The organism is Burkholderia sp. BCC1988 (genome assembly GCF_905339895.1).
GTDB lineage: Bacteria > Pseudomonadota > Gammaproteobacteria > Burkholderiales > Burkholderiaceae > Burkholderia.
Genome location: NZ_CAJPHA010000008.1, coordinates 195,789 through 209,188 on the forward strand (window position 1 = coordinate 195,789; position 13,400 = coordinate 209,188).

At 68.4% G+C, this 13,400-nt stretch carries 13 protein-coding genes; 9 read left to right on the forward strand and 4 right to left on the reverse strand.

Annotation, left to right across the window (positions count from 1 at the left end; genetic code table 11):
* The first annotated feature begins 92 nt into the window (after nucleotides 1-92).
* On the forward strand, nucleotides 93-872 hold the full coding sequence (locus U4012_RS13995) for a DeoR/GlpR family DNA-binding transcription regulator (RefSeq protein ID WP_044846783.1): 780 nt from the start codon (nucleotides 93-95) through the stop codon (nucleotides 870-872).
* 315 nt (nucleotides 873-1,187) lie between these two features.
* Nucleotides 1,188-1,385, forward strand: coding sequence for a hypothetical protein (locus U4012_RS14000; RefSeq protein WP_044846784.1), 198 nt, complete (start codon nucleotides 1,188-1,190; stop codon nucleotides 1,383-1,385).
* 87 nt (nucleotides 1,386-1,472) lie between these two features.
* On the opposite strand, the gene U4012_RS14005 is transcribed toward U4012_RS14000, so the two are convergent.
* Complete coding sequence (locus U4012_RS14005) at nucleotides 1,473-1,841, reverse strand: hypothetical protein (RefSeq protein ID WP_321799280.1); 369 nt, start codon at nucleotides 1,839-1,841, stop codon at nucleotides 1,473-1,475.
* A gap of 162 nt (nucleotides 1,842-2,003) precedes the next feature.
* On the opposite strand from U4012_RS14005, the gene glpD reads away from it, so the two are divergent.
* From glpD to U4012_RS14020, 3 genes are all read left to right on the forward strand, one after another.
* On the forward strand, nucleotides 2,004-3,527 hold the full coding sequence (gene glpD, locus U4012_RS14010) for a glycerol-3-phosphate dehydrogenase (protein ID WP_321799283.1): 1,524 nt from the start codon (nucleotides 2,004-2,006) through the stop codon (nucleotides 3,525-3,527).
* 105 nt (nucleotides 3,528-3,632) lie between these two features.
* Nucleotides 3,633-5,135 carry a glycerol kinase GlpK gene (gene glpK / locus U4012_RS14015; protein WP_124486895.1) on the forward strand — a complete coding sequence of 501 codons (1,503 nt, stop codon included), beginning with the start codon at nucleotides 3,633-3,635 and terminating at the stop codon, nucleotides 5,133-5,135.
* 96 nt (nucleotides 5,136-5,231) lie between these two features.
* Nucleotides 5,232-5,948, forward strand: a complete 717-nt coding sequence (locus U4012_RS14020) for an MIP/aquaporin family protein (protein WP_044846788.1) — start codon at nucleotides 5,232-5,234, stop codon at nucleotides 5,946-5,948.
* 161 nt (nucleotides 5,949-6,109) lie between these two features.
* Here U4012_RS14020 and U4012_RS14025 read toward each other — a convergent pair whose 3' ends face one another.
* Genes U4012_RS14025 through U4012_RS14035 form a run of 3 tightly spaced genes read right to left on the reverse strand, consistent with a single transcriptional unit; the run spans nucleotide 6,110 to nucleotide 8,850 of the window.
* Nucleotides 6,110-7,360, reverse strand: coding sequence for an NAD(P)/FAD-dependent oxidoreductase (locus U4012_RS14025; RefSeq protein ID WP_321799286.1), 1,251 nt, complete (start codon nucleotides 7,358-7,360; stop codon nucleotides 6,110-6,112).
* Between the two features lie 4 nt (nucleotides 7,361-7,364).
* A complete protein-coding gene (locus U4012_RS14030; protein ID WP_044846790.1) occupies nucleotides 7,365-7,673 on the reverse strand; it encodes a non-heme iron oxygenase ferredoxin subunit in 309 nt (102 codons plus the stop codon).
* Nucleotides 7,674-7,710: 37 nt separating this feature from the next.
* On the reverse strand, nucleotides 7,711-8,850 hold the full coding sequence (locus U4012_RS14035; RefSeq protein WP_321799289.1) for a fatty acid desaturase family protein: 1,140 nt from the start codon (nucleotides 8,848-8,850) through the stop codon (nucleotides 7,711-7,713).
* A gap of 121 nt (nucleotides 8,851-8,971) precedes the next feature.
* On the opposite strand from U4012_RS14035, the gene U4012_RS14040 reads away from it, so the two are divergent.
* The 4 genes from U4012_RS14040 to U4012_RS14055 all read left to right on the forward strand — a co-directional run bounded on the left by U4012_RS14040 (nucleotide 8,972) and on the right by U4012_RS14055 (nucleotide 13,379).
* The gene (locus tag U4012_RS14040; RefSeq protein ID WP_321799291.1) at nucleotides 8,972-10,036 is read left to right on the forward strand and encodes a LacI family DNA-binding transcriptional regulator; all 1,065 of its coding nucleotides are present in this window, start codon (nucleotides 8,972-8,974) and stop codon (nucleotides 10,034-10,036) included.
* A gap of 140 nt (nucleotides 10,037-10,176) precedes the next feature.
* On the forward strand, nucleotides 10,177-11,211 hold the full coding sequence (locus U4012_RS14045; protein ID WP_321799294.1) for a xylose isomerase: 1,035 nt from the start codon (nucleotides 10,177-10,179) through the stop codon (nucleotides 11,209-11,211).
* Between the two features lie 36 nt (nucleotides 11,212-11,247).
* Nucleotides 11,248-12,078: a TIM barrel protein gene (locus tag U4012_RS14050; RefSeq protein ID WP_124489877.1), complete on the forward strand. Its 831-nt coding sequence runs from the start codon at nucleotides 11,248-11,250 to the stop codon at nucleotides 12,076-12,078.
* 179 nt (nucleotides 12,079-12,257) lie between these two features.
* Entirely contained in the window at nucleotides 12,258-13,379 is a 1,122-nt protein-coding gene (locus tag U4012_RS14055) for a porin (protein ID WP_321799297.1), read from the forward strand.
* Nucleotides 13,380-13,400: the final 21 nt, after the last annotated feature.

Here is a 13,400-nt window from a genome sequence, read left to right on the forward strand (position 1 = left end):
ATGAATTCCGGGCGGTGATACGCCGCAGGCCGATCGAACGCCCTTCCCGCCCTTACAATACCCGCTCCGCCTCACGATCCGACCGCCGAACCATGACCCGAGATCCCCGCCTCACCCTCAACGCGCGCCAGCAGGAACTGCTCGAATGGGTGCAGCGCGACGGCTTCGTGACCGTCGACGATCTCGCCGCGCACTTCGCGGTCACGCCGCAGACGATCCGCCGCGACGTGAACTGGCTCGCCGACCTGAACCTGCTGCGCCGCTACCACGGCGGCGCGAGCCTGCCGACCAGCTCGGAGAACGTGTCGTACACCGCGCGCCAGCGGATGTTCCATGACGAGAAGCGGCGCATCGCGGCGCTCGCCGCGTCGCACATCCCCGACCAGGCATCGCTGTTCATCAATCTCGGCACCACGACCGAGGAAGTTGCGCGCGCACTGAATCGTCATCACGGGCTGCACGTGATCACGAACAACCTGAACGTCGCGTCGATGATGAGCGGCTATCCCGACTGCGAGGTGCTGATCACGGGCGGCATCGTGCGGCCGTGGGACAAGGGCATCGTCGGCGAACTCGCGATCGACTTCATCCGCCAGTTCAAGGTCGACTATGCGATCATCGGCACGTCGGCGATCGAGGCCGACGGCACGCTGCGCGACTTCGACACGCGCGAGGTGCGTGTGGCCGAGGCGATCATGCAGCATGCGCGCACGGTCTACCTTGTCGCCGATCATTCGAAGGTCGGCCGTCCGGCGCTGGTGCGCCAGGGCCACCTGAGCCAGGTTCATGCACTCTTCACCGACAAGCCGTTGCCGCCGGAGATGGCCGACGCGGTGGCGAACGCGGGCACCCAGGTGTACGTCGCGGAATGACCCCGCGGAATGACCCGCGCGATGCTGCACCGCACCTGAAACTTCAAGTGAAATCAAGAAGTTGGCGCGCCTGCTGAACCGCTAGCGGTTTGCGTGCCTGTCAAACTGAAAATTAACGGGGCACGATTTGTCGTTGCCCGCGCGCTCGACTAGACTCCAGTTCCCCGGCCCGTTCGCGCGATCCGCCCGTGCCAAGGCGTGTGCGAATCCGAAGGCCGGCGAATACAGCTTTCCCCCCAAGCCATACCCCGCCGGGTATCGCGCAGCGGCGTTTGCGCCGGCTGCGCGGGCAAACCGATTGCCATGGAGAGAACGATGCTGAGTCCGCATGAATTCGCCACGCTACTGCTTGTGAAGGATGCCCCCGATCACGGGGACATGGATCGCGATGAACTCGACGCGCTGCTCGAACAGCAGCTCGTGCGGCTGGAAGGGCTGGGATCGGGACGCAAATACTGCGTGACCGAAACCGGCGACGCCGCGTTGCGATCCATCAAATGCCGCTATTCCTGAAGTCCCGCCGTTCCTGACTTGAGCGCGCCGGCCGGATTTCCGGCCGCGCCGCTTTTCCCTTTTTCCGCCTCCCGCAGCGCTCCGGCGTCAGCCGCCGCGCAGCGTCGGATCGACCGCAGCCCGCCAGCTGACGGCCTGCGCGCGTGCGCCGTTGAAATACGCGACCCATCCGGCGCGCCCCGCCGCGTCGGGCGCTGCATAGTGCGCCGAAAGTTCGTTTACGAACGCGCAATAGTTCGCCTGCGTCAGCCCGCGATACCGTTTCGCCACATACGCGTCGTACAGCGTCGAATAGACCGGCTGCGCGTCCGCGCCCCAGTCGCGCGCGGTGCCGCCGCACGACGTCTGCAGGGCGACGAACGACGGCGCCCGCCAGTTGCCGGCAAGCGGCGGCGTGCCGGCGCTGCACCCTGCCAGGACGACGGCGCACGCGCCGGCCCATATCCCAATACGCATGATTCACCTCGCGAAACGGTCGATTGCGCCAGTATCGTCCGGGATCGCGCCACGCGCTACTGGCCCCGCTTTTTCGAACTTTACTTTTTCGATTTCGTTCGTTAAATTTCGAATTCGAACATTTCATGTTCGCCCATTTCCATCAGACGATAAGGACAGCAGGTGACCCAACCGAATCGCTACGATCTGCTCGTCGTCGGCGGCGGCATCAACGGCGCCGGCATCGCGCGCGATGCGGCCGGCCGCGGCCTGTCGGTCCTGCTCTGCGAGCAGGACGACCTCGCGTCGCACACGTCGTCGTCCAGCACGAAGCTGATTCACGGCGGCCTGCGCTACCTCGAATACAACGAATTCGGACTCGTCCGCAAAGCGCTGCAGGAGCGTGAAACGCTGCTGCGCGCGGCGCCGCACATCATGTGGCCGCTGCGCTTCGTGATGCCGCACATGCCGAACCTGCGGCCGGCCTGGCTGATCCGCATCGGCCTGTTCCTCTACGATCACCTCGCGAAGCGCGAACTGCTGCCCGGCTCGCGCGGCATCGACATGCGCCGCCATGCGGCCGGCGCGCCGCTGATCGACTCGATCAAGCGCGGCTTCGTGTATTCGGACGGCTGGGTCGACGACGCGCGCCTCGTCGTACTGAACGCGCTCGACGCGCAGGAACGCGGCGCCGAGATCCTCACGCGCACGAAACTCGTGTCGGCGGAACGCCACGGCGACGAATGGGAAGCGCGGCTGCGGCACGCGGACGGCTCGATCCGCGTGGTGCGCGCGCGCGCGGTCGCGAACGCGGCCGGCCCGTGGGTCGGCGAGGTGCTGCACGGCGCGCTCGGTCGCGGCGCGCAGCACAGCGTGCGGCTCGTGAAGGGCAGCCACATCATCACGCGGCGCCTGTTCGATCACGATCACGCATACATCTTCCAGAACCCGGACAAGCGGATCATCTTCGCGATTCCGTACGAGCACGACTTCACGCTGATCGGCACGACCGACGTCGAATACACGAACGATCCCGCGAAGGTCGCGATCGATCGCGACGAGACGCAGTATCTGTGCGATTCGATCAACCGCTACTTCAAGCGCAAGATCTCGCCGGCCGACGTGCACTGGACCTATTCGGGCGTGCGCCCGCTGCTCGAGGACGAAAACGCGGCGAATGCGTCGGCCGTCACGCGCGACTATCGCCTCGAGATGGACGACGGCGCCGGCGCGCCGCTGCTGTCGGTGTTCGGCGGCAAGATCACGACGTTCCGCAAGCTCGCGGAGGAAGCCGCCGACCTGCTGTGTCGCGCGCTCGGCCGCGACGCGAAGACCTGGACGGCCGGCGCGCCGCTGCCGGGCGGCGACATCGCGAACGCGAAGTTCGACGTGTTCGCCGACGCATTCGCGAAACGCCATCCGTGGCTGCCCGCCGCGCTTGCGCGCCGCTATGCGCGCGCGTACGGCACGCGCGCGGAACGCGTGGTCGACGGCGCGACGTCGCTCGCCGACCTCGGCGCCGAGATCGCACCGGGCATCCACGACGCCGAACTGCGCTACCTGCGCGACGTCGAATGGGCGACCTGCGCGCAGGACGTGCTGTGGCGCCGCTCGAAGCTCGGCCTGCACGTCGCGCCGGGCACGCTCGACGCGGTGACGGCCGCGGTCGATGCGTGGTTCGCCGCCGCGCACGCGCCGCACGCGTGATCCGTTTGCAGTTGCAGTTGCCTGACCGACGTTGATTCACCGACGCGCCGCGTAACATGCGGCGCGCATCACAACTACGCCAATCCACGGATGGAGATGAGAGACATGCAGGATCAGTACATCCTCGCGCTTGACCAGGGCACGACGAGCTCCCGCGCGATGCTGTTCGATCGCCAGGGCAACATCGTATCGATCGCCCAGAAGGAATTCGAACAGATCTACCCGCAACCCGGCTGGGTCGAGCACGACCCGCAGGAAATCTGGTCGACGCAGGCGGGTGTCGCCGCCGAAGCCGTCACGCGCACCGGCCTGAACGGCACGTCGATCGCCGCGATCGGCATCACCAACCAGCGCGAGACGACGATCGTCTGGGATCGCGAGACGGGCCAGCCCGTCTACAACGCGATCGTGTGGCAGGACCGCCGCACCGCCGACTTCTGCGATTCGCTGAAAGCACAGGGCCTCGAGGCGAAGGTGCGCGCGAAGACCGGCCTGCCGATCGACTCGTACTTCTCCGCGACCAAGATCCGCTGGATCCTCGACAACGTGCCCGGCGCGCGCGACAAGGCTCGCCAGGGCAAGCTCGCGTTCGGCACCGTCGACAGCTGGCTCGTGTGGAACTTCACGAAGCACGAGCTGCACGTGACCGACGTGACGAACGCGTCGCGCACGATGCTGTTCAACATCCACACGCGCGAGTGGGACAGCGAGCTGCTCGAACTGCTCGACATCCCGCGCAGCATGCTGCCGGAAGTGAAGGCGTCGTCGGAAATCTACGGCCATACGAAAACCACGGTGTTCGCGTCGAAGATCCCGCTCGCGGGGATCGCCGGCGACCAGCACGCGGCGCTGTTCGGCCAGATGTGCACGACGTCGGGCATGGTGAAGAACACCTACGGCACCGGCTGCTTCCTGATGATGAATACCGGCGACAAGCCGATCGAGTCGAAGAACAACCTCGTCACGACGATCGCGTGGCAGATCGGCGACGACGTGCAGTACGCGCTCGAAGGCAGCATCTTCATCGCGGGCGCGGTCGTGCAGTGGCTGCGCGACGGTGTCGGCATCATCAAGACGGCCGCCGAGATCGAGGCGCTCGCCGCGAGCGTGCCGCATACCGACGGCGTCTATCTCGTGCCGGCGTTCGCGGGCCTCGGCGCGCCGCACTGGAACGCACGGGCGCGCGGTTCGGTATTCGGCGTCACGCGCGGCACGACGTCCGCGCACCTCGCGCGCGCGGCGCTCGACGCGATCGCGTACCAGTCGCTCGACGTGCTGGCCGCGATGGAAGCCGACTCGGGCATCAGCATCGGCGAGCTGCGCGTCGACGGCGGCGCGAGCGCGAACGACCTGCTGATGCAGTTCCAGGCCGACCTGCTCGGCGTCGACGCGGTGCGTCCGCAGATCACCGAGACGACCGCGCTCGGCGCGGCCTACCTCGCGGGCCTCGCGATCGGCTACTGGAAGAACCTCGACGAAGTGCGCAGCCAGTGGCAGCTCGATCGCCGCTTCTCGCCGTCGATGCCGAAGGAGCAGGTCGAGCGCTGCATGGCCGGCTGGCAACGCGCGGTGCGCGCCGCGAAGGCGTGGGCCGACGACGTGCAGTAAGCACCGCGGCAGAAATCACAAGAACTCCGAACGAAATACAACAACACCGGCGGACCGCGCAACGCGCGAGTCCGCCGCGACCTACGAGAGACAAACATGTCACCTTATATTGCAGAATTCATCGGCACCGCCATTCTCGTGCTGCTCGGCAACGGCGCGGTCGCCAACGTGCTGCTGGCGAAGACCAAGGGCAAGGGCGCGGACCTGATCGTGATCGTGATGGGCTGGGCGATGGCCGTGTTCGTCGCCGTCTACGTGACCGCATCGTTCAGCGGCGCGCACCTGAACCCGATCGTCACGATCAGCCTCGCGCTCGCGGGCAAGTTCGCGTGGTCGAAGGTCGGCGGCTACATCCTCGCGCAGATGCTCGGCGGGATGGCGGGCGCCTTGCTCGTGTGGCTCGCGTATCGCCAGCACTTCGCGAAGGAAGTCGATGCGGACCTGAAGCTCGCGGTGTTCTGCACGGCGCCCGCGATCCGCAGCACCACGCACAATGTGCTGACCGAAGCGATCTGCACGTTCGTGCTGATCCTCGGCGTGCTGTATCTCGCGTCGCCGCAGGTCGGCCTCGGCGCGCTCGACGCGCTGCCGGTCGGCCTGCTCGTGCTCGGCATCGGCATCTCGCTCGGCGGGCCGACCGGTTATGCGATGAGCCCGGCGCGCGACCTGTCGCCGCGCCTGATGCATGCGCTGCTGCCGATCCCCGGCAAGCGCGACAGCGACTGGCGCTATGCGTGGGTGCCGGTGATCGGCCCGCTGCTCGGCGGCGCCGCGGCGGCCGGCCTGTATCTGCGCCTGCACGCGATGGCCTGAGCGCAGGTTTGTTCATTCGGGCTCGGGTTCGAGTCCGAGTCCGAGTCCGAGTCCGAGTCCGAGTCCGAGTCCGAGTCCGAGTCCGAGTCCGAACCAGAACCCGAACCCGAGCGCGCGGCAGCGACTGCCGCGCGCCTCCCCTTCTCCTTCGCCCGGCGCCGCTAGCGTTGGCCCGCGGTCGACACCAGCGACTTCAGCTTCACCCCCGCATCCGCAACCGCTTCCGGCGTCGCGCCGATCCCGCGCTCGACCAGCAGGCGCGCGACGCGCATCTCCTTCACGAACCCCGACGCACGACCGAAACCGCTCGCCGCGACGAGCCGCTCGCCGGCATCGAAGTGGAAATGGATTTCCGCATCATCGCCGAGCACGCGCGCGACCGTCCGCACACCGAGCGCCGGTTCGCCGGCCACCTGCAGTTGCGCGTCGTATTGATCGGACCAGAACCACGGCATCTCGCGATACGGTTCGTCGGCGCCGAGCATGTTGCGTGCGGCGACGCGCGCCTGCGTTTCCGCGCCGTGCCAGGTTTCCTGACGCACGAGCCGCCCTGACGCCCCGCTCGGGAACACCGCGACATCGCCGGCCGCGTAGATGCCGCGTGCCGAGGTCTCGAGCCGCGCGTTCACGACGATCCCGCGCTCGGTGACGAGCCCCGCGTCGCGCGCCAGTTCGTCGGCCGGCTCGATCCCGATGCCGGCCACCACCGTATCGGCGAGCAGCACGTCGCCGTCGTCGAGCACGACGGCCAGCGCGCCGTCCGGCGTGCGCTCGATCGCGACGGGCCGTCGGTTCAGGCCAATCGCGACGCCCCGCGCCGCATGCAGCCCATGCACGCGTGCCGCGATCGGCTCCGGCACCGCACGCCCGAGCAGGCGCGGTGCCGCGTCGAGCACGGTCACGCGACAGCCGCGCGAGCGCGCCGACGCCGCGACCTCCAGACCGATGAAGCCGCCGCCGATCAGCACGACGCGCGCGTCGGGCACGAGCCGCGCACCGAGTGCCGCCGCGTCGTCGAGCGTGCGCAACGCGAATACGCCGTCGAGCTCCGCGCCCGGAATCGCGAGGCGGCGCGCACGGCCGCCGGTCGCGAGCAGCAGCGCTTCGCAAGCGAAGCCGCGGCCATCCGACACATGCACCTCGCGCGCCACCGGATCGATCCGCTCGACCGTCGCAACGATCGGCTCGATGCCGTCCGCGCGCCACGCATCCGGATCGCGCAGCCCGCATTGCGCGGCGCTGCGCTCGCCGGTCAGCACGCCCTTCGACAGCGGCGGCCGCTCGTACGGCAAGTGCGCCTCCGCGCCGATCAGCACAATGCGCCCGCGCCAGCCGCCCTCGCGCAACACCTGCGCCGCGCGGCCGCCCGCATGGCCCGCGCCGACGATCGCCATCACCCGGTCGTTCGCCATCGCGTCACACCTCGATCAGGATGCGGCCGTTCTCGATTTTCGCGCGGTAGGTGCGCAGCTTCTCGCAGGCAGGCGCCGACAGTGCCCGGCCGTCGCGCACGTCGAAGCGCCCGTTGTGCTTCGGACATTCGATCACGTGATCGATCACGAGCCCGTCCGCGAGATGCACGTGCTCGTGCGTGCACAGCCCGTCGCTCGCATACACGTTCCCGTCGATCCGGTAGATCGCGTATGTGCGGCCGTCGTGGTCGAAGCGCGCGACGTCTTCGTCGTCGATGTCGTCGAGGGCGCCGGTGTCGATCCATTGCGTCATGTTGCGTGTCTCCTTCGTTGGAATGTTCGATGCGCGGTCATGCGCGCGCCGCGTCGGGCACCGGCCGCACGACGTAATGCGACGGGTCGCGCGTCTGCCGGACGAGCGCCGGCACGATCTCCGCATACGCGGCCAGCGTGCTGCGGTAAGGCGGCGGCATGTCAGCCTTCACGGCTTCATGCAGTTTCGGCAGCGCGTGGAACGGCACCATCGGGAACATGTGGTGTTCGACGTGATAGTTCATGTTCCAGTACAGGAAGCGGAATACCGGATTCATCCTCACGGTCCGGCAGTTGCGCCGGTGATCGAGCACGTTCTCCGGCATGCCCGCGTGCTGCGTGAGGCCGAAGTACAGGTACAGCCACGCACCGTACAGGCTCGGCAAGCCGATGTAGAGCACCGGCAGGATCGTGTGCCAGTACAACGCCGCACCGATCACGCACGCATAAACGGTCAGATGAATCCGCACCTCGCGCACGGCCTTCGGCCACTCCGATTCGGGCACGTAGGTGCGCTCCTCGGCGTCGAGCCGGCCGGCGAACGCGAGCACGATCATCTTGCGCAGCTCGCTCGCGACGTGCTTCAGCGCCACCACGTTCAACATGAGCCCGAGCCAGTCGGTCGGCTTCGGCGCGGCGATTTCCGGATCGCGGCCGACGATCAGCGTGTCGGTGTGATGGCGCGCGTGGCTCCAGCGCCAGACCGTCGCGCGGCGGAACACCTGGAACGACGCGACCTGGTACAGCACGTCGTTCATCCAGCGCGTGCGGAACGCGGTGCCGTGTCCGCACTCGTGCCAGCGCGAGTCGGCCGGGCTGCAGTAGAGCGTGCCGTACACGAAGAACGCGAGGATCGCCCACGCGGAATGCGCACGCCAGGCGAGCCACGCGAGCACGCCGCTCGCGACGATCGCCGCGTACCAGATCAGCGTGTCGCGGATCGCGCGCGCATCGTCGCGCTGCATCAGCTGCTTCATCAGCGGCCGCGGCACCGGGCACCGGTACCACGCGGCATTGACGAGGCCCGCGGCACGCGCACGCTCGCCGGCGCCGCCGATCATTCGGTATTCCTGACGGCGTGCCGCCGCGTTGCGGTCGTGCGCCTGATCGTTCGTGTGGGCCACGCGTGTCTCCTGATCGTTCGTTTGCGGAAAGCGCGGCGCGCGCTTCGCATGCATTCAAAATTAGGCGACGGCCATGCCCCGCTCAATCGAAACATTGACGAAATTTCGCCATCGCTTTAGCGTTCCGGACAGCGCCACACCCCGCTGGCGACGACAGACGAACACGGAGACGACCATGGCCGACCCGACCGGTCCGCGCTGGCGCAAGCGCACCGCGCGCTTCGACGAGATCGCGGCGCTCGCCGGGGTCAGCACGACCACCGTCGACCGCGTGCTGAACGAGCGTGGCAGCGTGTCCGCGCAGGCACGCGAGCGCGTGGTGGCGGCCGCGCGCCAGCTCGGCGTTCCGCGCCAGTTGCCCGACACGCGGCACGGGCTGCTTCACGTCGACGTGCTGCTGCCCGACACCGACGCCCCGTTCTTCCGGCGGCTGCAGCAGGCGGTGCAACGCTCGCTGCAGATGCTCGACCGGCGCGTGGTCGTGCACCGGACCATCCTGCCCGCCGCGGACGACGAGCGCGCGGCCGCGCTGATCGAACGGCCCGCGTACCGGCGCGCGGCGCTGATCGTCACCGCGCGCGACACGCCGCGCGTGCGCGACGCCCTGGCCGGCGCGATCGCGCGCGGCGAGACCGTCGTCACGATGGTCACCGACATCGGCGGCGTCGGCCGCGTGCACTACGCGGGCATCGACAACTACCGCGCCGGACGCACGGCCGGCTACTACATCGGCCGCCTCGCCGCGCGCCCCGGCCGCGTGCTGCTGCTCGCCGGACGGATGGGCTACCGCGCGCACGCCGACCGGATGGCCGGCTGCATCGACCAGTTGCGGGAAGTCTTTCCCGACCTCCGCTGCGACGACGCGCCGATCGAAACGCTCGACCAGGACGACCGCTGCTACCGCGCGGTGACGAACGCGCTGCACGCGCACGACGACATCGTCGGGATCTACAACAGCGGCGCGGGCTCGGCCGGCATCGAGGCCGCGCTGCGTAAGGCGGGTGCGGCCGGGCGCGTCGTCTGGATCGGCCACGAGATGATCGACCTGCACCGCACCTACATCGAGGCCGGTTCGATGGACATCGCGATCGACCAGGATCCTGACGGCCAGGCGATTTCCGCGCTGCAGCACGTGCTGCACGCGTGCGGGATCGTCGAACAGCCGCCGCCGGGCGACCCGGTCGAATTCCGCGTGTTCTGCTCGGCCAACGTGCGCACCAGCGCGTACCTGCCGGCCTGACGCCCGCCGCGCATCGCGCGGACGCGCGCCGCAAAAAAATCGACCGCCGCATGGGCGATTTTTCGTCAACGTTTGTCATGCAGCCCGCTCGGCACGTCCGTACATTTGGCAGCCATCCAGAACCGGAACGGACGGAGACAATGGCTGAAGCGATACTCATCGGCGTGAACCTCGACGGCGTGCTCGAACACGACGGCCTGCCGCTGCCCACGCCTGCCGAGCGGTTCCAGATGATCGCGGACGCCGGCGTGTTCGACTACGTCGAGAAGAACCCGGTGCACGGCGAGGACCTGTCGCCGTACTTCGCGCTCGTCGACCAGCATGCGCTGCCGATCCGCGTGATCGGCGGCATCTGGTGCGCCGGCCGCGACGAAGCGCACGTCGCCGAGATCGTCGATGCCGGCGCGCGGTTCGGCAGCACGGTACTCAATTGCCAGTTGTACGCGCACCATGCGGACGGCCATCCGCTGTCGGACCGCGAAGTCGCCGACTTCTACCTGCGCGCATACGAACGCGGCGAGCCGGTTGGCTGCCTGCCGAGCCTCGAAGTGCACGTCGACATGTGGAGCGAGGATTTCCCGCGGATCGCGCGCGTCGCGCAATGCGTCGAGCAAACAGGCGTGCCGTTCCGGATCACGCTCGACCATTCGCACCTGCTGTTCAAGCTCGGCAATCGCCCCGAACTCGATGCGTCGGGCCTGCGCGAGCCGGTCGAGCGCGTGCGGCAGCTGCTCGACCCGGCGTCGCCGTCGGCCGTCTACGCCGACTGGATCGCACGCGGCTGGGTCCGCCACGCGCATGCGCGCAGCGTGATTCCGAACAATCCGGAGAACCGCTGGATGCGCCGCGCGGACGGACGGCCCGGCCGCGGGATCCAGTACCCGTTCGTCGAACCGGCGCCGGGCGCGTATCACGGCGAATGGCGCGCGGCACCGCTCGACACGTGGAAGACGGCGCTGCGGCGCCTGCTGCAATGGCAGGTTCATGCGCGGCCGACACCGCTCGAGCAGATCAGCTGCGAGTTCATCCCGTTTCCGGACTACGGCGGCGGCGCCCGCTATTCGATCTTCGACAACAACGTCGCGTGCGCGCAATGGCTGCGCGCCACGTGGCACGCGCTCGCCGCGGAACCGGCGGATGTACCGGCCGGCACCGGCGCACGCAGCTTCACCTGATTCGCCCCGCCCCATTCGACACCTGAGGACCGAACGATGACGCAACCCGCCTTTCACTTTTCGCTGAACCGGATGAGCGCGCCGCGCCTGCCGCTCGACCGCTATGTCGCGCTGTGCCGGCGGCTCGGCATCGACTCGATCGAGATCCGCAACGATCTCGACGGCGTCGAGATCACCGACGGCACGCCGGCTTCGGCCGTGCGCGCGACGGCCGAAGCCGGCGGCGTGACGATCCTGACGATCAACGCGCTGCAGCGCTTCGACCAATGGAACGCCGAGCGCGCGGACGAAGCGACCGTGCTCGCCGACTACGCCGCGCAATGCGGCGCACGCGCGCTGGTGCTGTGCCCGACCAACAGCCGCGGCGACACGCGCGAGCCCGCCGCGCGGCACGCCGATCTCGTCAAGGCGCTCAAGGCGCTCGAGCCGATCCTCGACGCGCGCGGCCTGCTCGGCTTCATCGAGCCGCTCGGCTTCGAGGAATGCGCGCTGCGCCGCAAGTCGGACGCGGTGAAGGGCATCTACGCCGCGGCCGGCGAGCGGGTATTCCGGCTCGTGCACGACACGTTCCACCATCATCTGTCGGGCGAGGACATCTTCTTCCCGAACCTGACGGGCCTCGTGCACATCTCGGGCGTCGAAGAAGGCGACCTGCCGGTCGACCGGATGCGCGACGGCCATCGCGTGCTGGTCGGCGGCGCCGACCGGCTCGGCAATGTCCGGCAGCTGCGCGAGCTGCTCGCGCGCGGCTATCGCGGGGCATTCTCGTTCGAGCCGTTCGCGAACGAAATCGCGGAAGCGGGTGACATCGAAGACCGGCTGCGCGCCAGCATCGACTACATCCGCGGCGAGCTGGCGGCTCGCTGAGCGTCGCAGCGGCGCACGCCGCCGCGGCAATCGCCGCGCGGCACGTCGCGTCGCGCATCCTGCCGCGCACGAAACGGCATGCGATGCGGCACACGACGTGACGTACGCGCTAGGCATGCGCGACAGGTTGCAGGCAAGCAGGCAATCCACAACAAAACGACGACAGGTCTGGAGACGACATGAAACGAGTTTCGCCAACGGCACTCATCTGCTCAGGATTCCTCTGTTATTCGAGCGCTTTCGCGCAAACATCGGTCACGCTATACGGCGTCGCCGACGCCGGCCTCGACTACGTGAGCCAGGTGCAGGCCGGCAACGGCACCACCGCGTCGCGGCTGCGCGCGCAAAGCAGCGACTGGGGCGCGAGCCGGTTCGGGCTGCTCGGCCAGGAAGACATCGGCGGCGGCTATCGCGTGATCTTCAATCTCGAATCGGGCATCAACCTGATGTCGGGCACCGCGGGCGACGGCAACGGCAGCCTGTTCAGCCGCAAGGCGCTCGTCGGCGTGCGCCACGACCGGCTCGGCACGCTGACGTTCGGCCGCAACCTGTTCATCGCGAACGACCAGTGGGACATGGATCCGCTGCTGCAGCAAGCCTATTCCGCGACCGCGCTGGTGCGCAGCCGCAACGTGCCGATCACCAGCAACAACGTCGAATACCGGTCACCGTCGTGGAACGGCTTCAGCGTGCACGCGCAGTACGCGCTCGGCAACCAGGCAGGCGGCTTCAATCTCGGCGCGGCGCACGAGTACGGCCGCAGCGACGGCATTCAGCTCACGTACCGCAACGACGTCGTGATGCTGCGCGCGATGTACGACGAGCTGCGCGACGCGAACGGCCGGATGAGCAACGTGTTCGCGAGCTCGCGCGAGGTCTTCGCCGGTGCGAACCTCTATTGGCGCGCGCTGACGTTGCAGGCCGCGTACACGCACCTGAACGCGCCCGACACGCCTGCCGGCCTCGCGCGCAATGCCGATCACTACTGGATCGGCGCGCAGTATCGCGTGACGCCCGCGCTATCGCTCGGCGGCGCCGCGTACTACGTGCACGTCGGTTCGGGGGCCGGCGACGCGACGCACGATCCGTCCGGCCACGCGTCGATGTTCGCGCTCGGCGGCGCGTACAGCCTGTCGAAGCGCACGCTGCTCTACGCGACCGTCGCGCACGTGCGCAACGCGAGCGGCTCGAATTTCTCGGTCGCGAACAACAACCCCGGCACGGACGACGACAACCTCGCGAATCCGCTGCCGGGCCGTTCGCAGACCGGCGTGAACATCGGCATCAATCACTCGTTCTGACGAGCGCGACGGTGCGCGGCC